At 38.3% G+C, this 20,440-nt stretch carries 21 protein-coding genes; 7 read left to right on the forward strand and 14 right to left on the reverse strand.

What is annotated here, in order from left to right; all coding sequences use genetic code 11:
- Positions 1–31 precede the first annotated feature (31 nt).
- From surE to ACZ5N5_RS20130, 10 genes are all read right to left on the reverse strand, one after another.
- Positions 32–814 carry a 5'/3'-nucleotidase SurE gene (gene surE / locus ACZ5N5_RS20085; protein ID WP_277678329.1) on the reverse strand — a complete coding sequence of 261 codons (783 nt, stop codon included), beginning with the start codon at positions 812–814 and terminating at the stop codon, positions 32–34.
- A complete protein-coding gene (locus tag ACZ5N5_RS20090) occupies positions 792–1,601 on the reverse strand; it encodes a sugar phosphate isomerase/epimerase family protein (RefSeq protein WP_464373000.1) in 810 nt (269 codons plus the stop codon). The genes surE and ACZ5N5_RS20090 overlap by 23 nt, the downstream gene beginning before the upstream one ends.
- 3 nt (positions 1,602–1,604) lie before the next feature.
- Positions 1,605–2,414: a PHP domain-containing protein gene (locus tag ACZ5N5_RS20095; protein ID WP_464373001.1), complete on the reverse strand. Its 810-nt coding sequence runs from the start codon at positions 2,412–2,414 to the stop codon at positions 1,605–1,607.
- Between the two features lie 292 nt (positions 2,415–2,706).
- Complete coding sequence (locus ACZ5N5_RS20100) at positions 2,707–3,573, reverse strand: ROK family protein (protein ID WP_109983736.1); 867 nt, start codon at positions 3,571–3,573, stop codon at positions 2,707–2,709.
- A 13-nt stretch (positions 3,574–3,586) separates the two neighbouring features.
- Positions 3,587–4,975: a glycoside hydrolase family 32 protein gene (locus ACZ5N5_RS20105; protein WP_054787169.1), complete on the reverse strand. Its 1,389-nt coding sequence runs from the start codon at positions 4,973–4,975 to the stop codon at positions 3,587–3,589.
- 34 nt (positions 4,976–5,009) lie between these two features.
- A complete protein-coding gene (locus ACZ5N5_RS20110; RefSeq protein WP_464373002.1) occupies positions 5,010–6,392 on the reverse strand; it encodes a sucrose-specific PTS transporter subunit IIBC in 1,383 nt (460 codons plus the stop codon).
- A gap of 154 nt (positions 6,393–6,546) precedes the next feature.
- Positions 6,547–7,536, reverse strand: coding sequence for a LacI family DNA-binding transcriptional regulator (locus ACZ5N5_RS20115; protein WP_277678325.1), 990 nt, complete (start codon positions 7,534–7,536; stop codon positions 6,547–6,549).
- A 135-nt stretch (positions 7,537–7,671) separates the two neighbouring features.
- Positions 7,672–8,319 (reverse strand): uridine kinase family protein, encoded by a 648-nt coding sequence (locus tag ACZ5N5_RS20120; protein WP_054859733.1) that lies wholly within the window; start codon positions 8,317–8,319, stop codon positions 7,672–7,674.
- A 45-nt stretch (positions 8,320–8,364) separates the two neighbouring features.
- Positions 8,365–8,808, reverse strand: coding sequence for a VOC family protein (locus tag ACZ5N5_RS20125; protein WP_109983740.1), 444 nt, complete (start codon positions 8,806–8,808; stop codon positions 8,365–8,367).
- Between the two features lie 153 nt (positions 8,809–8,961).
- A complete protein-coding gene (locus ACZ5N5_RS20130; RefSeq protein ID WP_054787168.1) occupies positions 8,962–9,336 on the reverse strand; it encodes a hypothetical protein in 375 nt (124 codons plus the stop codon).
- Between the two features lie 168 nt (positions 9,337–9,504).
- Here ACZ5N5_RS20130 and ACZ5N5_RS20135 point away from each other — a divergent pair, with 168 nt between their 5' ends.
- The 3 genes from ACZ5N5_RS20135 (at position 9,505) to ACZ5N5_RS20145 (ending at position 13,210) form a co-directional block, all read left to right on the forward strand.
- Entirely contained in the window at positions 9,505–9,801 is a 297-nt protein-coding gene (locus tag ACZ5N5_RS20135; protein WP_109983741.1) for a hypothetical protein, read from the forward strand.
- Positions 9,802–9,888: 87 nt separating this feature from the next.
- Positions 9,889–11,613 (forward strand): ABC transporter ATP-binding protein, encoded by a 1,725-nt coding sequence (locus ACZ5N5_RS20140; RefSeq protein WP_109983742.1) that lies wholly within the window; start codon positions 9,889–9,891, stop codon positions 11,611–11,613.
- Positions 11,614–11,725: 112 nt separating this feature from the next.
- Complete coding sequence (locus ACZ5N5_RS20145) at positions 11,726–13,210, forward strand: extracellular solute-binding protein (RefSeq protein ID WP_464373003.1); 1,485 nt, start codon at positions 11,726–11,728, stop codon at positions 13,208–13,210.
- Between the two features lie 75 nt (positions 13,211–13,285).
- Here the strand turns inward: ACZ5N5_RS20145 and ACZ5N5_RS20150 are convergent, their stop codons facing one another.
- From ACZ5N5_RS20150 to csaA, 3 genes are all read right to left on the reverse strand, one after another.
- The gene (locus tag ACZ5N5_RS20150; RefSeq protein ID WP_054787166.1) at positions 13,286–13,486 is read right to left on the reverse strand and encodes a helix-turn-helix domain-containing protein; all 201 of its coding nucleotides are present in this window, start codon (positions 13,484–13,486) and stop codon (positions 13,286–13,288) included.
- 8 nt (positions 13,487–13,494) lie between these two features.
- A complete protein-coding gene (locus ACZ5N5_RS20155) occupies positions 13,495–14,001 on the reverse strand; it encodes a DUF6773 family protein (protein ID WP_109983745.1) in 507 nt (168 codons plus the stop codon).
- A gap of 132 nt (positions 14,002–14,133) precedes the next feature.
- Positions 14,134–14,466, reverse strand: a complete 333-nt coding sequence (gene csaA, locus ACZ5N5_RS20160; RefSeq protein WP_054787165.1) for a chaperone CsaA — start codon at positions 14,464–14,466, stop codon at positions 14,134–14,136.
- A 397-nt stretch (positions 14,467–14,863) separates the two neighbouring features.
- Here csaA and ACZ5N5_RS20165 point away from each other — a divergent pair, with 397 nt between their 5' ends.
- The 4 genes from ACZ5N5_RS20165 (at position 14,864) to ACZ5N5_RS20180 (ending at position 19,526) form a co-directional block, all read left to right on the forward strand.
- A complete protein-coding gene (locus tag ACZ5N5_RS20165; protein ID WP_109983746.1) occupies positions 14,864–17,152 on the forward strand; it encodes a ribonucleoside-diphosphate reductase subunit alpha in 2,289 nt (762 codons plus the stop codon).
- Between the two features lie 54 nt (positions 17,153–17,206).
- Positions 17,207–18,256, forward strand: a complete 1,050-nt coding sequence (locus tag ACZ5N5_RS20170; protein ID WP_109983747.1) for a ribonucleotide-diphosphate reductase subunit beta — start codon at positions 17,207–17,209, stop codon at positions 18,254–18,256.
- A gap of 47 nt (positions 18,257–18,303) precedes the next feature.
- Positions 18,304–18,744 (forward strand): flavodoxin domain-containing protein, encoded by a 441-nt coding sequence (locus ACZ5N5_RS20175; RefSeq protein ID WP_054787164.1) that lies wholly within the window; start codon positions 18,304–18,306, stop codon positions 18,742–18,744.
- A gap of 326 nt (positions 18,745–19,070) precedes the next feature.
- On the forward strand, positions 19,071–19,526 hold the full coding sequence (locus ACZ5N5_RS20180; protein ID WP_054787163.1) for a DUF2269 family protein: 456 nt from the start codon (positions 19,071–19,073) through the stop codon (positions 19,524–19,526).
- 10 nt (positions 19,527–19,536) lie between these two features.
- Here the strand turns inward: ACZ5N5_RS20180 and ACZ5N5_RS20185 are convergent, their stop codons facing one another.
- The gene (locus ACZ5N5_RS20185) at positions 19,537–20,427 is read right to left on the reverse strand and encodes a TIGR03943 family putative permease subunit (protein WP_109983748.1); all 891 of its coding nucleotides are present in this window, start codon (positions 20,425–20,427) and stop codon (positions 19,537–19,539) included.
- Positions 20,428–20,440 lie beyond the last annotated feature (13 nt).

Here is a 20,440-nt window from a genome sequence, read left to right on the forward strand (position 1 = left end):
ATTCCTCCTTAAATTAAAATTCTACGGAAGCTTACGGACGGTTAACGCTGTGGGAAAACCATCGATTCAGTTGTTCTTTTTTTCTTTTATTACTTGCTCTTAGCTCAACAGGCGAAATCGTAATATATCCTTCTCGCAGGCTACTAAAATCTTTATTTTCCCTCAGTTTATCTAGCTGCTGGTATTCGTCCTTTAACCAATAATAGATTTGACCATGTGGATCGTTCAGTCCAACATAGCGATAACGTTGTACCTGCATATCTACATCCACCACTTTAACACCACGGCACAATTCCTTTGAGGTGTATGGTAAGTTCACATTTAGCAGTATTTCCTTAGGTAATGTATATTGAAAAATCACCTCCGCCAATCGATAAAATAAAATTTTGACCTGCTCGTAATTCACATATTGACTGTCAAACGATGCTAACGAAACAGCAACAGCAGGGATGTTATGTAACGTAGCTTCCATTGCTCCTGCGATCGTACCCGAATAAAAAATATCTCTTCCTAAATTAGGCCCAATATTAATCCCTGAAAAAACGATATCTGGGGGTTCTTTCATTAATACATTGATCCCCATGTTCACACAATCTGCTGGTGTGCCATTCACCATCCATGATTGGATTGCTGTCGTAAAAAGCTTATTTTCGATCGCTTTAATTGGATGGCGTAATGTTATGGAATGACTGATAGCACTTCTTTCCTTATCTGGACTTACGACATATACCTCTCCAAAGTGGCCAAGAACATTCACCATTGCTTCTATACCTGGATGAAAGATGCCATCATCATTTGTAACTAAAATTCTCAAGCGCTTCCCTCCCTAAGACTGCCTTTTGCTCTACATACTGAAGATGCTTTTTTAATAAGGGGAATGATGGATTTTGATCGAATCCTTCCAAAACAATAGGTAAATGACTATCCTTTAATTCGGTAATGATTCTATCTAATTTGCTATCCCCATCACCTAATGCAATATGGTAGGCTTCCTTTGAAGTATCACTAAGATGGATCTTATTAATGCGATTCAGTTTTTCATAGTAATTGTTCGGCTCTACATCTAATGGAACATGTGCCACATCAAAGGTTACCCGAATGCGATCAGGTAGCCCCTCCAATAGCTCGTTCATATCATTCGGAGTGGTGATAAGCTCCTTTTGCTTCTCCTCCATTAACTCTACGGATAGGTGGACATTGTATTGATTTGCTTTTTCAGCTAGTCTGAGCAAATTCTGTCTTAAGACCTTTATATAATGCTTTCGATCCACATGCTCGATCGTCATTTTCCCTGGATGAATTGTTATATTCCTTGCATCCAGCCTATCTCCTACTTCCATCGCATACTCGATTTCCTTTAATGAACTTCTTTGTACTTCCGGGTTTAATGCACAAGGATTTAGATCCCAGCTTGATGCATGAATTGTTAAGGATTGATTCGTATACTTTTTAGCTTCTATGATCTCTTCAAGAGTGGATTGATGAAAATGTATCTGGTCTATCCAAACCTCTACTCCATCTAAATGAAATGCTTCTGCTATTTGCAGCACATCAGGTATTGGGTAGTTCCAACAAAGGGTTGAAGACAGATATAAGTACATCAGCTACACCTCCTGTTTCCATTGGTCGATACAGTCCGATTCAACCAAAACACTTCCAATCGGATAAGGATTTCGGGAGCTTGGTCCATGATGATCACTTCCTCCAGATTGACGGCAGCTATATTTTATGGCGATTCCCTTCCAATATTGCGTGTCACTTACAGAATGCTTTGGATGATAGACCTCTATTCCATCAAGGCCATTCTCCATCAATTTTTTTATAGGAGGGATTTCAGGATAAATACCTGGATGTGCTAAAAAAGCTTGTCCACAAGCTTCATGAATCAAGTCAATTGCTTGTATTGCTGTGAACGGAGCTCTCGGCACAAATGCATCTGCGCCTTTTTTTAACAGTTTTTCATGGGCTTGCTTACTTGTGTGAAAATAGCTTTTTTCGACTAAAACATCTGCTATATGTGTCCGTACGATAATATCTCCAGTTGCTTTCTGAAGACATTCCTTTAAGGAAACAGCATAGCCTAACTGATTTAATTTTTCGATAATATCTTGAGCCCATTGCTTCCGTTCCTCTTTACGCCAAGCAATATGTCTTATTAATGCCTCACAGTCAGGGTTTATATAATAGCCGAGTATATGTAATTCGCCATCTTCCCCGTCTGTATTAAGCTCTATTCCGGGAATCACATGTAAATTAGCTGGCGCATTTTTTCTTGCCTTAACATAACCAGCCATTTCATCATGATCTGTGATCGATATTATCGTGATCTCTTTTCTCACTGCTGTGGCCACAATTTGCTCAGGGGTTAGCTCTCCATCGGAAAAAGTGGAATGTATATGCAAATCGATTATCATCACTCACCTCACTTCTAGTTGTCTGTATCTATCATTCTACTAGGCAAGTTTTAATTACGATTAAACAGAATGTCTAAAGTTTGTGAAGGAAATGTAAAGGGAAGGAAAACAGAATTCCTTGGAAAAGTATGATTTTATAGGTATTGGAAAGGAAAGGATGTAAATTAATTTACGTTTGGTTCATATGTTTGGGGTAGCTTACATCTAATTATCGAATCCATTTTTTAGAGGAGCTCGCGTTAGCTTTTCTTATACTACTAAAAAATCCCCGAGAATTGTCTCGGAGATCTATTTATTGCATTGCTAAGTATAGTGCACCTTTTACGCCAGCCTCGTCGGTTAGACCTGGTGGCACGATGTATTGATCAATTTCTTTTTCTGTAAGATAAGGAGAACTCACATAACCATTTAGCATTTCTAGTACATTTTTGCGAATGAGTGGGAAAAGCTGTTCTTGCTTCATTACACCACCACCCATAATAATTCGTTCAGGAGACAGAATATAAATATAGCTTGTTAATGCTTGGGCTAAATAATATGCTTCCATTTTCCAAACCTTCTGGTCATCTGCTAGCTCATGGCCCTTCTTACCCCAACGTCTTTCCAAGGATGGACCTGCGGCGATTCCTTCCAGACAATCACCATGGTATGGGCATGTGCCACTATACGTGTCATCTGGATGTCTTCTTACCTTAATATGACCCATTTCTGAATGAGACAGTCCCTTCAATGTTTGACCATGGAAGTAGGCACCTGCACCAATGCCTGTCCCAACCGTAATATATAAGCAGCTATCCACATCTGTCGCATTGCCCCATTTCGCCTCAGACATTGCTGCTACGTTTACATCTGTATCGATAATGACTGGTACGCCTAATGCTTCCTTTAATTTAGCTCCTAATGGATAGTTCACCCAGTCCGTTTTTGGTGTTCGCTGGAGTTGACCATATGTTGGACTCGTTTCATTGATATCGATTGGACCAAAGCCTCCTAAACCGAGACGTTCTATTCCTTTATCTTGAAAAAACTCGATGACTTTAGGAACGGTTATGTCTGGATGCTCCGTTGGAATGATGATTTTTTCTAAAATTTCCCCTTGCTCATTGCCAATTCCTAGTACAAATTTGGTTCCTCCTGCTTCAATTGCGCCTAACTGCAACCTTACGACCTCCCTATTGTAATGACCAAACCTTTAGATTACCTTCTCCTGTAATGGAGAGGCTTCTATTCTGTTTTTGTGGAAAAATTCTTGCTGTAAACACCAATTCTCCATGGTTCACAAAAATTTCTAGAGACGAGCGATCAAGATAGCACCGGATCTCCAATAAATGATCGGCCACAACAGCCACTCGTTCCTCTCGTTGATGACTACTCAGTTTTGGTCTTGTTAATTTGACTTGTTTTGTTGTTGGATCAAAATCTATTGTAGCATAACCAAACAAGTCTATGTGAAGGTTTTCTCTATTTTCTGGCGTGATAATAAATTCACTAACAGCAGGAACATCACCTGTCCAATTTATCTTTACCTGTGTATCTACTAGTTGATGTTTGCGCAATGCTTGCAATTCTTTGACAGGCTTTTGATAGATTCGATCCTGATGCATAACTAATTCTCTTGGGAGCGTAAGCTGGTGAATCCAATCATTTTCGATCGTTGGATGAAATGGCTCATTTTCATCTGCCATCCCCATCCAAGCAATTAAAATGCGTCTGCCTTTCTTATCTAAGGTTGTCTGTGGAGCATAAAAATCAAAGCCATGATCAAGCTCAAAGAAAGGTCCATGCGTAAAGTCAGTGGTACCCTGCTGCCAATTTCCAATCATATAGCCTGATTGAAAAGTATTCTGATAATGAATGCCATCTGCTTCGATTCCTTGTGGGGAAAATAGCAAGACATCCTTTTCGCCTAATCGAAAGAAATCGGGACATTCCCACATATAGCCAAAGCCCCCTGCAAGCTGTCCATGAAATTGCCATTCTTCTAAATCTTTGGAAGAATATAAAACTACACAGCCTTCTTCCTCTATTGTCTGTGCACCTAGCACCATATAGTAGTGCTCCGCTTCTTTCCAAACTTTTGGATCACGGTAATGGGCTGTATATCCTTCTGGGACATCGAGCACGACCCCTTTCTTGTCAAATTTCCTTCCATCCGTAGAAACTGCTAGGCATTGGTACGATTGACGCTGCCCATTAATTTTCACATTCCCAGTATAATAAAGCTGTAATTTATTTTCGATTGCAATTGCACTCCCTGAATAACAGCCATCCTTGTCATACCATGAACTCGGGGCTAAGGCAATTGGTTCATCCTTCCAATCAATCAAATTACTTGAGCTAACATGTCCCCAATATTTTGCACCATGTCCTGTCTCAAATGGCATCCATTGATAAAACAGATGGTAAGTGCCTTTCCACTCGATCCAGCCATTTGGATCATTTATTAGTCCTGTTGGTGGTGCGATATGATAGCTAGGAAAATAAGGATCCTGCTTTGCTTTTCCTTGAAATTGTTCTATTCGTTTGTATGCAAGTTCTTTCAGTTGTTTATCTTGATTCATGTTTAACATCCCTTAATAGATTTTATTTCTTTTTTTATTCATCCTTGTAACCGAACAGATACGTAAGTACAAAGGCAACAGCAATACCAACAATATTTACGATTAAATAGAGGAAGATTTGCTCATTTAGATATAATAACGTTCCTGGAATGACAGTAATCGCCATACCAGTTGCTTGTAAACGTAAAATATCTGCAAGAAATCCTCCAATCGCCCCACCAATTAACCCCATGATGAATGGTTTCCCGTAGCGTAGGTTCACACCAAATATTGCTGGCTCTGTAATACCTAGAAATGCCGACAGGGAGGATGGATAAGCTAGTGCTTTTAATTTTTTTGATTTTGTTTTCACGGCAACCGCTAATGCAGCCCCACCTTGTGCGGCAATGGCAGCAGTAACAATTGGATTAAATGGGTTAAACCCTAGATTCTCTAATAATTGGATCTCCAAGAAATTAAAAATATGATGAACACCCGTTATTACAATAATTTGATTGAAAAAGCCTATAATTAATCCAGCCAATCCAAACGGTAGATCTAATACGGCTATCACTCCATCGAAAATGCCATTTTCTACTAGGTGGAGAATTGGCCCTAACACGAATAGAGACAAAGTAATCATAATAAGCAATACAATAAATGGTGTAACGATTAGATCCAATGCCTCTGGCACCCGTTTACGGAAAAACCTTTCTACTTTAGCACCAATCAGACCTGCAAAGAATGCCGGTAAGACAGAGCCCTGATAACCAATAACTGGGATAAAGCCAAGAAAATATAATGGATCTGCATTGCCTTCTGCTACTGCCCAAGCATTCGGAAGTGCTGGGGAAACCAACATTAACCCAAGTACGAATCCAATGATAGGAGTTCCACCAAATACTCTAAAGGTCGACCATGCTACAAGTGCTGGTAAAAACACAAAGGCTGTATCTGTTAGCACCTCAGTAAATAATAGAAAGTTATCGGATATACTATCGGGTGTCAGTCCAAAAAGAGATAAGACCTGTTCCTGTGTCAATAATCCGCGGAGTCCCATAAACAAACCTGTGGCAACAAGAACAGGTATAATAGGAACAAAAACGTCACCAAATGTACGAATCGCTCGTTGAAAGGCTGTTCCTTGTTTTGCCGCTTCCTGTTTCATTTCGGACTTTGTCGTTCCTGAAACTCCTAGATTGTTGACTTCTTCATAAATACGGTTGACTGTCCCTGTACCAAAAATAATTTGATATTGTCCTGAGTTAAAGAAGGCCCCTTTCACCTTATCAATCTCTTCTACTTTTTTTTCATTAATTTTGTCTTTGTCATGAACCATAATTCTAAGTCTTGTCGCACAATGCGCCACAGATTGAACGTTTTCCGGTCCACCTATTGCTTCTACGACTTGTTTGGCAATGTCCTGATTGCTACTCATAAATATCCTCCTCCATACATGGTATCGATTCCACAACGAGCTAAAAAAATTTTAAAATAGGATTGCTTCTACTTCACACCTAACAAGGAATCGTTCCCATATTCTTTATTAAAAAGAACAATATGGTATCGATCTCATATTGTTCACGTTTTCATCATACACTATCTCGTTTTAAAAGTCTATAGCTGTGAATAACCTTTTTTTCTACTTCATCTTCTCCCTCTAATGCTTTCATCATTAATTGTGCCGCTAACGTACCCGCTTCCTCATTTTGAAAATCAATGGTTGTTAGACTCGGCTCTAAATATTTCGATAAAGTCGACGCACCCGTTGCTCCAATCGCGACATTCTCTGGTATACGGTACTGATGATCCTTCAAATATTGAATAGCACCAATTGCCATTCGATCTGTGACGACAAACACAGCATCAGGTCTAGATGACGAGGTTTCCATCAATCGCCTCATCGCTTGATATCCTGATTCAATACTAAAATCCCCTAGCTGAATCCATTGCTCTCTGACGGTAAGATGATATTTTTTCAATGTATCGACATATGCTCTTTTTCTCTCTATTCCGATAGCCGGATCTTCCTCCCCAACACCGATATAAGCAATTTGGCGATACTTTCTTTCTAGCATATATTCGATCATTTCAACGGTAGCTAGATAATCTGGATAGATAACCGAAGTAGTCTCAGGCATATCTTGTCCAATGACGACAATCGGAACGCGACTTTCCTGAATGGCCCTCATTAATTCTGTTGAAATATGTGTACCTAATAAGATAATTCCATCGACATTACGCGATTGAAGTAAGCGGATAAACTCAATTTCTTTTTCATGATTTAGGGACGTATCGGCTAACAGCACCTGATAGTGATTCTTTTGCAAGAACTGATTAATCCCGCTGACTACTCGACTGGCGGTTTCTGTGCTGATCTTTGGTAAAATCACACCAATCACACCTGACTTTTTCGTTCGTAATGATTGAGCAGACTGGCTCGGCATATAGCCGGTATCATGGATGACGTCTTGGATTCTTTTGGCAGCCTCCTCACTCACATAACCATTTTTGTTTAAAAATCGAGAGACGGTAGATCGAGAAACTCCTGCCATCTTCGCGATATCGTTAATTGTTGTCATTACTTATCTCCTTACACAACCTATTTCCCCTTATTCTATCGCATTCTATCTTCTAGGAAAAGTCATTCTTAGAAAGAAGGCATCAGAAAGTCTAAGTTGGGAGATGCTGTTCACTCTTTTCTTCGCGAATGGATGTCAATAGATAAGTTCATATTTTTCCACGATGAACCCCTGATTATTGTTTTTTATCACTACATCAAAATGCTGATGATATGGATGCATGAATAATTCATATTGTATTCTGCGCTCTTGATGAGAATCTCTTAGGTATTGAATATCTGTCCCTCTTTCAGATATATCTCGAATTTCTCTTCTCTTGAACTCCGTTTCTCCGTCCGTATATAAATAGACCGTCAAATCAAATAATTGTTGACTCAAAAAAGCCATACTCATTCCCTCTATAATAGTTACTTTTTTTGCGGAAGAAATAAACGTGCTTTCTTTAAAATGTGTGCCAATTGTATAAAAATCTAAACCTTTTCTAATCATGTGAATATCTCTTTCTAATGCGGACAAATGATGGGCTGTAGGATGACATGCGGTCATTTTATAATGATGTTCTTCATGGTTATATTCATAATTCAATACGGTGTACTTACGCAGATCCGAGCCGATAATATATGGGTCTGTATTCATGAAATTTAGCGCTTTATCTCCTAGATAATGGATAAGTTTATTGGCAAAGGTGGTTTTCCCAGAAGCACCATGACCGGAGATTCCTATGATTACTTGTTGATCTTTACTATTTATAAAATTAGCTATGTCATCTATTATTTTATCCATTATTCTCTCCTTTTTATATTGCATAAGGATTTATGCTGAATGCCTTTAATTTTTAATGATCAACATGTTAGAGTCATCGAATTCCCAGACTGAGCCATAGGCTACCTCCCAGTAATAACCATCAGGGTCAATGAAATACCCTCCGTATCCACCCCATGATAAATTTTGCGGCTCTTTGACTACTTGGGCACCGACTTTTTTGACTAATTGAAAAATATGATTCACCTCGATTTCAGATTTTGCATTATAAGCAAGCGTGATACCCGAGAATCCCCCTTTTGACAATTCTGGAGGATGATTTTCGTTGATATCCTTTGCCAATTCCTCGATTGGAAATAACTCTAACTTTGATCCCTCATTTTTAAAGAACACAATAACAGGCTTTTCCTCGTCACCCGTCACAGATGCTTCAAAACCTATGTCTCGGTAAAACTTCAGCGATTCCCCAATATCCTTTACACCTAAAGTAATAAGATTAATTCTGTTCATATTAGGCATCAACTCCTAGATAAGATATGACTACTACCATTAGTAGGTCTTACGATGTTCTTCTAGTTAGATTCGACAAATGATTAAATTTTCCTCTTTTAGGGTGCTAACCTTTGTCTATTTCAAAAGGACGTACTTATTGATAGGCGCGTCCTACAAAGAATTTTTCTTTTGTGGGTTAACTCTAAGAATCGTTCCACAGGGATCTGAAATCCAATAGCCCTCTGAATTCTCGTGAACCTCTACTTCGTCTCTTCTATTAATATGATTCTCACGCAAATAGTCTGCCGCTACCTTCACATTGTCTGTCTGGAGCTCCAGCCATACATCCTGTTTAGAATAATTGTCCATACAATCCAACCATAGTGTGACATCACCAAATTGAAAGGCATGTGATCCGGCCATATTGCCCAAATAGGGTAGCTTGATGACTTCTTTATAAAAATGGACTGTCTCGCTGTATTGATATTTAGGAATTTTTAGTGCAATGTTATTTCCACCTTTGAATTCTCCCTTTGGTTTGTTCAAACAGACAACCTCCTTTTATCTTTACTCTACCATCTGTTGTTATTCTTCGTTTCTTCTATATTGCTGTATTGCTACTCCATCACGTAAGAATCATTGTAAAAAACGGGATCTCTATGCAAAATAAAAGCTATTTTGGGGATAGTAAGCATAAAAGGTGGTGAAAAGAGAATGGATATGGAGATGTTTATGATTATCGGGATTTTAACTGGTAGTATGATTGTTTTATTAAAGCATTGGCCATTGCTTTTACTTCAGGTTATATATCTGATTATGGCTGGATTTACGGATGGTCTCCTTTTTGTCATTTTGTTCATTGGGCAAATACTGTTTGGTTTCTGGATACTTTATCGATTGTTCATGGCGGTTGACTATGATTATACCCTTCAGATGGATCAGATTGAAGTCATTCCACAAAAATACACAAAAGGCGGAAAGCTTGGACGGAAAAGAAATTTTCTTTTTTAGATTACATCGAACCCTTTTCCCATCATATTTCGGTATTTTCTGCTATAATATGTGAAGCCAAATATCTATAAAGGAGTACACATTCACATGTTAAAGCAATTTTTTTCTTACTATAAACCACATAAACGGCTATTTATGATTGATTTTACGAGTGCAATCATTGTAGCTATTCTAGAGCTTGCATTCCCGCTTGCTGTACAATGGCTGATCGATGATTTGTTGTTAGAGGGTAGCTGGAACGTCATTCTGACTGTCTGTATTCTCCTGTTTGCTGTTTATTTATTGAGTACCTTCCTTCAATTTATTGTGAGCTATCTTGGACATAAGCTTGGAATAAATATTGAAACAGATATGCGTGAGGAATTATTTGTTCATGTACAACGTCAGTCCTTTCGTTTTTTTGATAATACAAAAACAGGACATATTATGAGTCGGATCACGAATGATTTATTCGATATCGGCGAGCTTGCGCATCATGGACCAGAGGATGCCTTTATTGCAGTAATGACATTCGCTGGGGCTTTTGGAATTATGTTTACGATTAATCCGACACTTGCTGTCATCGCACTAGTCATTGTTCCACTGCTTGTTGTATTAGTTACCTATTGTAATATGGCAATGAATAAGGCATGGCATCAAATGTATGGCAAAATCGCGGATGTTAATGGACGAGTGGAGGATGCCGTTTCTGGTGTTCGTGTCGTTCAATCCTTTACTAACGAGGAGTTTGAAATTAATCGTTTCAAAAAAGACAATGGCCTGTTCCGTAAAGCAAAGATTAAAGCATACAAGGTAATGGCAGGAACGCATTCCAGCATTTATATGATGACAAGATTTCTTACTTTAATCGTCCTAGTTGTTGGTGCATGGTTAAGTCTTCATAACAAGCTCTCCTATGGCGAGTTAGTTAGCTTTGTGCTTTACACTAATGTTTTGATTAAACCAGTTGATAAAATCAGTGCATTGTTAGAGCTCTATCCAAAGGGCATGGCAGGGTTCCGTCGTTTCCGTGAGCTTCTTGCCAAGGATCCGGAAATTGTCGACGCTCCTGATGCCGTTGATGTAGCTAGTTTATCTGGTAATATTCAATTCCAACATGTCGATTTTTCCTATGATCAGTATCAGCGTGTCTTAAAGGATATTAGCTTAAAGGTTAACCCTGGTGAGACCGTTGCATTTGTGGGGCCATCTGGTGCAGGAAAAACGACGATTTGTTCCCTTATTCCTAGATTTTATGATGTGGATAGTGGATCAATCACCATTGATGGAATCGACATTCGGAAGATGACTAAAAAGTCATTGCGTGATCAAATTGGAATTGTTCAACAGGATGTCTTTCTATTTACCGGTACTGTACGGGAAAACATCGCGTATGGCAAGAAAGAGGCGACAGAGGAAGAAATTATTGAAGCCGCTAAAAAGGCACACTTAGATGAGGTTATTGCCAGTCTACCTGAAGGATATGATACTCAAATTGGTGAGCGCGGCTTGAAGCTTTCTGGTGGTCAGAAGCAGCGTTTAGCCATTGCGCGAACATTTCTTAAAAACCCACCGATTCTCATTTTAGATGAGGCGACTTCTGCCCTAGATACGGAGACAGAAAGATTAATTCAACAATCCTTAGATCAACTGGCAGAAAACCGTACAACACTTGTCATTGCTCATAGACTTGCTACCATTCGGGATGCCGATCGTGTAGTTGTTGTAACGAAGGACGGCATTGCAGAAGAAGGCACGTATCAAGAATTATTAGCTCGAGATGGTGTTTTTGCAAGACTACATGCGATTCAGTATGAACAGAAAGAGGACTAGATTTGTCTTCTTTCTTTTTTTTGCCATCGAGGGGGCTGTGTGCTAGCAAGGATAAAAAGATTCTACCAAACATATATATTTAGGGAGTATTTTTTTAAAAGGGGCTGTTTTGATGAAATGTAAGGTGAGGATTTTTATTTATTTTATTCTTCTCGGAATGATGTTAATTGGGTGTAACCAAAATGATCGCACTACACAGGAGGAGTCAAAAGAAGACTCAGAAATTACAATATTAACACCACTCCATACAGCCGAAACACCCGATCCCAAAATCGAAGAAAAAATAGAAGAATTAACAAGCGTTCAATTAGACCTTCAGTATGTGCCTGCTAGTAATTATCAAGATCGTATGAGTACAGCCTTTGCAACCGGCAATATGCCAGAGGTTGCGAACATACCTATCGAAGGGAACTTTAAAGAAGCAATAAGGGATGGACAGTTTTGGGAGATTGAGCCCTACCTTGATGAATTTGAAAATTTAAAGAAGCTAAAGAAGGAAATTTTAGATAATACAAGAGTGGATGGAAAGCTGTATGCTCTCTATCAAGGGCGCCCATTGTCTCGACAAGGCATTATCTACCGAAAGGATTGGGCAGATAATCTAGGGTTATCCACACCACAAACTACCGAAGAATTTTTTAATATGCTGAAGCAATTTACCGAGAATGACCCTGATGGCAACGGCAAAGATGATACAATCGGTTTGGCTGATCGCGGTGATCTAGCATATGGTTCCTTTAACACGATCGCCTCTTGGTTTAATACACCGAATGAATGGGGAGAAAAAGATGGGGAGCTACTTCCCGCATTTATGTTCCCAGCATATAAGGAAACACTACAATTTATGAGGCAATTACATGAGAAAGGCTATATTAATCAAGACTTCCCGGTTACGAGTAAACCGGATCAGCAGGATATGATTAAATCGGGGAAAGCTGGAGCTTATATCGGCTGTATGTGTGATGTTAGTGCTTTATACAGTGACGGTGTAGCGATAAATCCGGAAATGGAGCTGGATGTCCATAACCAAATAAAAGGACCTCATGGAGAATATCAAATATGGAGTATTCCAGGATACAATCATCCCTATTTCTTTCCAAAGTCTTCTGTCGAAACAGAGGAGGAATTAAAAACAATTTTGGCCTTTTTTGACAAGATGATGGAGCCTGAGGTTGCGAATATCGTTTATTGGGGAATAGAGGGGGAGCATTACACGTTAGAGAACGGGAGAGCACTTGCTATCGAGGATAGCGGGAAGCTTGAGCGAGAAGTTATCCCCTATCAAACACTTGAAATTGGCGAGTCTGATACAAACGGACGCTATGAAGGCGCCTTTCCATTAGAAGCAAGAGAAAAAGCAGAAGCGTTGTTTAAAGACAATGAAAAATATATTATAAAAAATCCGACCGTTACGTTAGACTCAGCAACCTTTGATTTAAAAAGCGAGGAACTAAATACGATGATAACAGATGCAACCTTCAATTATATCTTAGGCGAAATAGACGAAGAAGGCTTTGATCAAGCAATTGCGGATTGGAAAGCAGCTGGTGGAGATGATGTAATCATGGAATACAATCAAGCAAATTTAGAAAATTAAGCGAGGAAGATTGGAAATCCGAACCATCTTCTAACTAGCGGTCACAATCCTATGGTTTGGATTCCCCCCTTCCTCTCATCCATCTTCCTCCCAAAACAAATCATCTAACGTTTTATTTAATGTACGACAAATCGCTATACATAATTGTAGGCTAGGATTGTACTTACCTAGTTCAATTAGCCCGATCGTTTGTCGAGTGACGCCGACTAATTTGGCTAGTTCTGCTTGTGATAGATCATGTTCTGCTCTGGCCATCTTTAGCTTTAAATTTTTCATCCTCTCACCTATTCCTCTAGCTGCTTCTCTATGACTTTGTCACTCTTTTTCTTTGCTGCAGAATAGCTTCCAAGCATTAACAATAATAGAATTGGCATATAAATGATCAGAGTGACGATAAAAACTAGAAAGAAATAATAATAGGCTTGCATTTGACTGTCTGCATATTGATAGGCACTATTTACTCCGAAAATAATACCAAGCAATACGCCAATTCCAATTCCTGAGAAAATCGTTTTTGACTGGTAGCTCCATTTGTTTTTCTGATCGTGAATTTCCACCTCAGCTGAAAAAAGTCCAAGCTTAGCTGATCGTATCGCATAATAAATTCCGCTAACTAATACGATTAACATCTCCGTTCCTACAAGATTTAATGAAATCTCCCCATTCATAATGAACTTATAAACAATAGATAAAAAACAAATTACATATATTAATAAATAAATTTCTCGATAAATCCTATTTTGTTCCGCTGTTACTCGCTCATCTTGATAACGTTTTTTGCGAAATAGCATCTTCATTCCTCCATGTTTTTCTTTTATTATAATTCAACACATTACATTTTGCAATATATATTTGCCTTTAAGAATAATAAACCAAACAAAAAGACTCCTTTTCTATAAAAGGAGTCCCTTCGCTATCGGATTTTATGAAATTTTTGTTCCATTCTCTACTTCCTCATCAGGATGCAGAAGAACAACATCTGTATCATTTGGCACTCCACCTAATACGAGAACCTCTGACTTATACCCTGCTATTCTCATTGATGGAAAATTGACTACAGCAGCTATTTGTCTACCGATTAATCTTTCAGGGGTATAGCGTTTGGTAATTTGAGCAGATGATTGTTTGATCCCTAATTGTTCCCCAAAATCAATTTTTAGTTTGATGGCTGGTTTTCTTGCTTCCGTAAATGGCTCTGCCTCCAGAATTGTTCCTATTCGTAGATCCAGTTTCATAAAATCATCAAATGTCGCCATGCTATCACTCCTATCAATTTCTATCTATTAAAAATATCATAATTAAACAACTTTTTTAATTGGACGATATACTCTATTGGGGCTTATAATTATTTTTATCGTTCATTAAAACACATAAAATTCCTTATTTTATCACTATAAAAAACAGGAAAAAAGTCCTGTTATGGAGATAAATATCTCTATATCAACTATTAGCACTATCTTTTCTATTAAGCTTAATATTTTCCCGAGTTTTTTCTATTGTAAAAAAGAACATTTTAAGATAGAATACAATATATAGTTAAAAAACAAAGAAATTCATCAATATATTGTATTATTTATAATTCTTTCTTTTAAAAAGATAATGATATTTTCGCTCTGATATGGGCGCTTTTATTATGTATATGGAGGTTTTCTTATGACAACAGAAGTTCAATCAATGAAGCAAAGTGTTTCAAAAGCACTGGAAGAGGCGACAGAAAAATATGGTCTAGACACAAAGGATATTCAAAGTAAAATTAACGAATCCATGAAATCTCATGATGAATTAACACAGGAAGCACTATTCTATTCTTTGAACAGAATCTCCATGGATCAACCAAACTGGACGTTTCTAGCGGCACACTTACATTTAACTCAATTATACCAGGAAGCAGCTAAAAATCGAAGCTTTTCTGAAACAGAAAAATATGGTGATTTCTATTCCCTTATCCAAGCATTAACCGATAAAGGTATTTACAATCCTGAATTATTAGCTAGCTATTCTAAAGAGGAAATGGACGAATTACATAAAGCCATTGTGCCAGACAGAGATAAATTATTCAATTATATTGGACTCTTCCTTTTGGCTGATCGATATTTGGCACGTGATCATGACCGTAATTTATACGAGCTACCACAAGAGCGCTTCATGATTATTGCGATGACATTAATGAAAAACGAACCAAAAGAAAAACGTATTGACTTCGTTAAGGAAGCATACTGGGCTCTAAGCCATCTCTATATGACAGTAGCTACTCCAACATTATCTAATGCCGGGAAAAGCTATGGCCAGCTATCTTCCTGCTTTATTGATACAGTAGATGATTCCTTAGATGGTATCTATCTTAATAACTGGGATATCGCCCGCCTGAGTAAGGATGGTGGAGGAATTGGTATCTATTATGGCAAGGTTCGTGCACTAGGATCAGATATTAAAAAATTCAAAGGGAATTCCTCTGGTGTTGTTCCTTGGATTCGTCTGATTAACGATACGGCAGTGAGTGTTGATCAGCTGGGTCAACGTCAAGGTGCTGTCGCTATTTACCTAGACGTTTTCCATAAGGATATTATGAATGGATTTTTAGATCTGAAAACAAATAATGGGGATGAACGCCGTAAGGCACATGATATTTTTACAGGTGTTGCGATTCCTGACTTATTTATGGAGCAACTACAAGAAAAAGATGCGAATGGAAAAAGTATTGGGGAATGGCATACCTTCTGTCCACACCAAGTGAAGCAAATAATGGGCTGGAAGGACGAAGCTGGTAACCCGCTTGGGTTAGAAGATTTCTATGATGAAAAAGATCATAAATATTTTACCGAGAAATATTGGGAGGCCGTGAATCATCCACTACTTCCTAGAAAAACGTATCGTGCGATGGATATTATGGCACGTATTATGGTAGCACAATTAGAAACAGGTACACCATATATGTTCTACCGTGATGAGGTAAACCGTCAAAATCCAAACAAGCATAAGCGCGGAATCGGTAAAACGTCTATTTATTGTAGTAACCTATGTACGGAAATTGCGCAAAACATGTCACCAACTACTATTTCAAAAGAATACCAAGATGAAGATGGCAATATTGTGATTGTCCGTAAGCCTGGTGATTTCGTTGTGTGTAATTTATCCTCTATTAACTTACCAAATGCGGTGCGCGAGAAAGTATTAGAGCGTCTCATCAGCATCCAGGTCAGAATGTTAGATAATGTTATTGACTTGAATACTATTTCGGTTGGGCAAGCACAGGCAACGAATAAAAAATATCGTGCAGTTGGTTTAGGAACTTTTGGCTGGCATCATCTATTAGCATTAGAAAGCATCCATTGGGAATCTGAGGAAGCGGTAGACTATGCTGATAAAGTATATGAAGATATTGCTTATTATACGATTAAAGCATCCATGGAATTAGCGAAAGAAAAAGGAGCTTATTCTGAATTTGAAGGTTCTGAATGGCAATCAGGTGTTTATTTTGATCGTAGAGATTATCACTCTGATCGCTGGAAGCAACTACGTGAAGAAGTTGCCGAAAATGGGATACGCAATGGCTGGTTGATGGCTGTAGCACCAAACTCCTCCACTGCAAAAATCGGCGGATCAACAGATGGAATTGATCCATTATATGCAGTAGAGTATGCAGAGGAAAAGAAAAACTTTAAATTTAAAGTAACTGCACCTGATTTAGACCACGTCACGTATAACTATTACCGCCGCGCACGCCATGAGCTTGATCAAGTATGGAGTATTAAACAAAACGCTAAGAGACAACGCCATATCGACCAAGCGATTAGCTTTAACTTCTATGTGCGCCACGATATAAAGGCAAAGGATTTACTCAACCTACACATTAGTGCATGGGAAAATAAATTAAAAACAACCTATTATGTTCGTAGTACATCACAAACAGAGATAGAAGAATGTGAAGCATGCCATAGCTAATTGTTATGGCTTCGCTTTTCTACTGATTGATATGAAAAAGGAGGCACTATCATCATGGCAAAAACAGACGAAACTTTAACGAAAATAAAGCTACTTAATCCGACATATCCGAATAAAGCAACAGGGATCATTAATGGGGAATCATCAGGACTATTAAACTGGAACGATATTGCTTATCCACAAATGTATGATTTGTATCAAACATTATTGTCTAATTTTTGGAAGGCACAAGAAATTAATATGCAGGATGATATTAAACAATGGGATCATTTAAGTGAAACGGAAAAAGATGTTTTCCTACGTATTAATACACAATTGGCATCACTCGACAGCCTACAAACACCGACAATGACACATGTAATGGACTATGTAACAGACTCTAGCTTCAAATCAATTTTTGCCGTTATTGCCCAACAAGAGGCTGTACACAATGAATCCTATTCTTATATCCTTAGCTCACTTGTACCATTACGAGAGCAAAACGATCGCTTTAACCAAGCGAAGGATGACCCAATTGTTCGAAAAAGAAATCAACTCATTTTAGATAGCTATGATGCTTTCCGAGATAATCCAACACCTCAGCGTCTTTTTGAGCTAGCGATTAACTCCATTAACTTAGAAGGTATTTATTTCTATGCAGGATTTGCCTTCTTCTATCATTTAGCTCGTCAACAAAAAATGTTAAAAACAAGTACAATGATTAGCTATATCCAACGTGACGAAATGCAGCATGCTTATTTCGTTTCACAATTTGTGCGCATTCTACTTACGGAAAATCCGGAGTTAAATACAAAAGAAAATATTGATTTTGTTTACAAAACAATCGATCATGCTGTTCAATTAGAGAAGGAATGGGCAGACTATATTTTAAAGGACATCGATGGAATTAATCTGGAAGAATTCCATGGCTATGTAGAATATTTGGCTAACAAACGTTTCCGCCAAATTGGACTTGATAATTATTATCCAGACCGCGAAAATCCGATGGCATGGATTCATGTTTTTAGTGATGAAATGATGAATGAAACCAAATCAGATTTCTTCGAGCAAAAATCTCGTACGTATACAAAGGTTTCCTCATCTAATGGTTTTGATGAACTATAAGGGATTTTTTATCTAGGCGATCATTTTATAACAAGGAGGTTTCACCAATGAAAGCAGCCATTATCTATACATCTGTAACAGGAAATACATCTACCCTAGCTGAAATCATTCATGAAAAAATGGAAGCACGTGATATCGAAACAGATCTCCTACTAGTGGATGAATGTGATTTTAGTACACTGAAAGAATACGACATGATAGCAGTGGGAACATACTCGTGGGATAATGGAGAATTACCGCTTGAAATGGAAGACCTTTTTGAAGCATTTGAACAGGAAGATATGAAACATGTGACCACAGGTGTGTTCGGAACCGGTGATAGCTTCTATCCATATTTCTGTGGTGCTGTTGATATTTTCCGTGACATGCTTTATGTGCAAACAAATCTTGCTGTCACCTTAAAGGTCGAACTTACTCCACAAAATGATGACTATTTGCGCTGTGAAAAATTCTGTGATCGTCTAGCACGCGAGCTCGTCTATGCATAAGAATGGCTTAACTATTTGACATCTATCTAAAAAATCGATAATCTTATTTCAAGATCGCAAGCAAAATATTTTGTTTGCGATTTTTACATATTCGAGCTCCACTGCTATTTTGCGAGATTCTGGATTATTTTTGCAACTTCGGCTACTTTTTTGCAAGTTCCCGAGTATTTTTGCAGCTTCGGCTACTTTTTTGCGAGTTCCCAATTATTTTTGCAACTTCGGCTACTTTTTTGCGAGTTCCCAATTATTTTTGCAACTTCAGCTACTTTTTTGCGAGTTCCCAATTATTTTTGCAACTCTGGCAATTTATTAAGAGGGTGATCAAGATGGAATCCATCTATCCAATACTAGTACTGATTCATATCATATCTGCGATTGTTGGCATCGGGCCTGGCTTTGTATTAACAAAAATAATTAAGTCGGCGAAAACGATGGATGAAATTCGTTATGCTTTTAGGTTAAAAAAGAGAATTCATGTATTCGTCATGACAGGTGGCATTCTACTGTTAGTCACAGGGCTGCTGATGGGGTTCATCCATCCAATTTTATTTAAACAAGGCTGGTATTTGACAAGCTTAACGCTCTATTTTATTGCAATTGGACTTGGACCAACGTTATTAAAAAAATATGCAGCACCGATTAATGAGATGCTGAAAACACATAAGGGAGACGATGTACCAGAATCTTATGCCGATCATGTTCAAAAGCTACTACGTACAGAATATGTGGAAAACACGTTGCTACTGTTTATTATTATAATGATGATACTGAAGCCATTTTAAGACAAGTCCCCTACCCTCCTCCTAGAACTTGTATATTTAGTGGATAGACATAGGGCTGCTCTGGTTGATCGATTGTCTGGTATTCCTCTATTTCTAGTAAAGGGATGGACGTGCCCTGGTATTCCGTTAGACGAATTGTTCCTGTCACCTCCATCCACGTATCCTCACTCACCGTCATTTCCTGATCAAATTCTGCTAAAAAGCCGATCAAGCCTGCATCTGCTATACAATGTGTGATCAAAAATCTACCAATAACTAGCTGATTGGATGCAAAGTCTTGCTCTCGATAAACAAAACCATTTAAGGTGATTTTTCTCCCATTGAACATATTTATATTTTGTGTGACCTCTTGGTAGATGAGGGCATACAGGGTATCTTCCATTTTCAGATGGGGTTGATGGAACAAATCCTGTTGTATCCACTCATACTCCTCTTTTGAAACCTTATTCTTATAAACATTTGGATCTATTTGATTTGGATCATTCGTAGGTAGAGGCGCAGATTCAACCTCTCTTTCTCCTTGGTTCCTTAAGGAAAGTGTTGCCCCCTTATTCTTAGCAATGGAAGCATCTAATGTTGCAAATGGTAGAAGGAAGCCCGTTGCTAATGGAAAAAGGATGATGAGATAGCTGATTACTTTTTTGATATTTATCGGCTTGTCACCATGATCGTGTCGATGATCTGTATGCTCACAATGGATATGGTTACTTGATACTGAGAAAATGCGAAAAAGCTGCACGAAAGACAGAACGAAGAAAATGGTAGCCCCTATCATACTTAGCGTCTCGTACTTCGGATTGATGAGCTGTAGTATTTCCCCACTATGATGTAATCGATAAATAAAAAATGCAAACAAGAAAAGGATGATCGCTCGTACTAATTGCTGGACATTTATTTTCATCTACCTCCCCTCC

This window comes from Gracilibacillus sp. JCM 18966, from assembly GCF_055392695.1.

Coding starts and splice junctions, on each gene's coding strand:
- ACZ5N5_RS20150 (WP_054787166.1), bottom strand. CDS start 13,486: ATGAAAAATTTAAAGCTAAAGATGGCCAGAGCAGAACATGATCTATCA.
- ACZ5N5_RS20125 (WP_109983740.1), bottom strand. CDS start 8,808: ATGAACAGAATTAATCTTATTACTTTAGGTGTAAAGGATATTGGGGAA.
- ACZ5N5_RS20140 (WP_109983742.1), top strand. CDS start 9,889: ATGTTAAAGCAATTTTTTTCTTACTATAAACCACATAAACGGCTATTT.
- ACZ5N5_RS20155 (WP_109983745.1), bottom strand. CDS start 14,001: ATGCTATTTCGCAAAAAACGTTATCAAGATGAGCGAGTAACAGCGGAA.
- csaA (WP_054787165.1), bottom strand. CDS start 14,466: ATGGCGACATTTGATGATTTTATGAAACTGGATCTACGAATAGGAACA.
- ACZ5N5_RS20145 (WP_464373003.1), top strand. CDS start 11,726: ATGAAATGTAAGGTGAGGATTTTTATTTATTTTATTCTTCTCGGAATG.
- ACZ5N5_RS20090 (WP_464373000.1), bottom strand. CDS start 1,601: ATGTACTTATATCTGTCTTCAACCCTTTGTTGGAACTACCCAATACCT.
- ACZ5N5_RS20170 (WP_109983747.1), top strand. CDS start 17,207: ATGGCAAAAACAGACGAAACTTTAACGAAAATAAAGCTACTTAATCCG.
- ACZ5N5_RS20185 (WP_109983748.1), bottom strand. CDS start 20,427: ATGAAAATAAATGTCCAGCAATTAGTACGAGCGATCATCCTTTTCTTG.
- ACZ5N5_RS20110 (WP_464373002.1), bottom strand. CDS start 6,392: ATGAGTAGCAATCAGGACATTGCCAAACAAGTCGTAGAAGCAATAGGT.
- ACZ5N5_RS20115 (WP_277678325.1), bottom strand. CDS start 7,536: ATGACAACAATTAACGATATCGCGAAGATGGCAGGAGTTTCTCGATCT.
- ACZ5N5_RS20180 (WP_054787163.1), top strand. CDS start 19,071: ATGGAATCCATCTATCCAATACTAGTACTGATTCATATCATATCTGCG.
- ACZ5N5_RS20175 (WP_054787164.1), top strand. CDS start 18,304: ATGAAAGCAGCCATTATCTATACATCTGTAACAGGAAATACATCTACC.
- ACZ5N5_RS20095 (WP_464373001.1), bottom strand. CDS start 2,414: ATGATAATCGATTTGCATATACATTCCACTTTTTCCGATGGAGAGCTA.
- ACZ5N5_RS20135 (WP_109983741.1), top strand. CDS start 9,505: ATGGATATGGAGATGTTTATGATTATCGGGATTTTAACTGGTAGTATG.
- ACZ5N5_RS20165 (WP_109983746.1), top strand. CDS start 14,864: ATGACAACAGAAGTTCAATCAATGAAGCAAAGTGTTTCAAAAGCACTG.
- ACZ5N5_RS20120 (WP_054859733.1), bottom strand. CDS start 8,319: ATGGATAAAATAATAGATGACATAGCTAATTTTATAAATAGTAAAGAT.
- ACZ5N5_RS20105 (WP_054787169.1), bottom strand. CDS start 4,975: ATGAATCAAGATAAACAACTGAAAGAACTTGCATACAAACGAATAGAA.